The sequence below is a fragment of the Weissella sp. DD23 genome (assembly GCF_001579105.1).
Lineage (GTDB): Bacteria > Bacillota > Bacilli > Lactobacillales > Lactobacillaceae > Weissella > Weissella cibaria.
Window position 1 is genome coordinate 83,229 of sequence record NZ_KQ970390.1, and the last position, 1,357, is coordinate 84,585.

Genomic DNA, 1,357 nt, shown 5'->3' on the forward strand with positions numbered 1-1,357 from the left:
GCTGAATCGGACGAATGCATACGACGAATTCTTACCCAAAGTACAGCTAGAACGATTATCCGCGCTTGGCTATCAGTTGGTGCTTGACGATTTCTTAGCGGGCGTCAATTCGTTGGCTGGTTTGTTTGAGGTGCCACACCTGATTAGTCGAATTAAGATTTCTGTCTTGCATCTCAAGCGTTTCTTACCGATCGATACCATCATCGACATTATTAATTTGATTGTGACAGCCATCGATGATATGGCCTTAGAGGTCGTTATTGAAGGAGTTGAAGATAGTGATTTGATAAAAGATTTGCCAACGTCATGGCGGCAACAATCTTTCTATTACTCAAGTCCGGTAAACGTTGAACCGATTACATTCTAATTCGGAGGGACTGAGCATTTGGAAACGTTAATTTACGAATTTATTGGTGAGCATATGATTGCCAAATTACTATGTTTACCTTCGATTATTGGCGTCATTTTTATCATGCAATTTGGTTTGCAACGACGTTTTATGAATAACCAAACAATGTATCTGGTTACGTATACCTTGAATTTCGTGGCCTGGTTAGTGATTGCCAAAATTGTGTTTAATGATTTACAGGACGTAGTGGTGATTAATCCCTACGTGAATGATGTCTCGTTGATTTTAATCATCATATTTTATTTTGTCATGATTGATACCCAACGTTATACGATTATTCCAATTACGATTAGCACGTTGTTATTCGATGCGGTGTTATTAGTATCGAGTCATTTTAATGTTCGAATTGGTTTGTTAATCATCGGCACAATTATATTTTTGGGTGTGAGTTATTATCTGAGTAAAAATCGCCACCGCATCATTGACACGTTTGTTGAATATGAAGTTGCGACATTTGTGTTTAGTGCGGCAGCTTGGTTAATCGTTTTAGCAGTACGCCGCGATATGCCACATGGATTTGCACTTGCGTTTGTCTTAAAGTTCATGATTTTAATGACAATTGTGCATTACGGTAACGTCTTTGTGCGCGAGTTGGTGACCCGCTTTAACAATTACGAAATTGAAGTAAATACAGATCCGTTAACGAATATGAAAAATCGTCGTTTGTTGGATAAGGTGCTGAATGAAGTGGTGCCTTATTTCCGAGTTAAGCAGTTGCCGTTGACATTGGGAATGTTCGACATTGATTCGTTCAAACAATTTAATGACACGTACGGTCATGATATGGGCGATTATGTGCTAACCCGCGTTGCAAATCTGGTGAACGATACGTTGCAACAGCGAAATGCTGACGGACAGGTTTTCCGCTATGGGGGGGAAGAGTTCGTAATTGTTTTTCGCGGGGTAACAGCCGACGTTGCAGCGGAGCACTTAGCAACGGTAATGGAG

At 40.3% G+C, this 1,357-nt stretch carries 1 protein-coding gene and 1 pseudogene; both read left to right on the forward strand.

Annotated elements, in window-relative coordinates; genetic code table 11:
* A pseudogene (locus WEIDD23_RS00385) lies at window positions 1–367 on the forward strand (EAL domain-containing protein); the annotation flags it as partial.
* A gap of 18 nt (window positions 368–385) precedes the next feature.
* Window positions 386–1,357: GGDEF domain-containing protein (locus WEIDD23_RS00390; protein ID WP_062358612.1), on the forward strand; the 972-nt coding region annotated here is incomplete at its 3' end.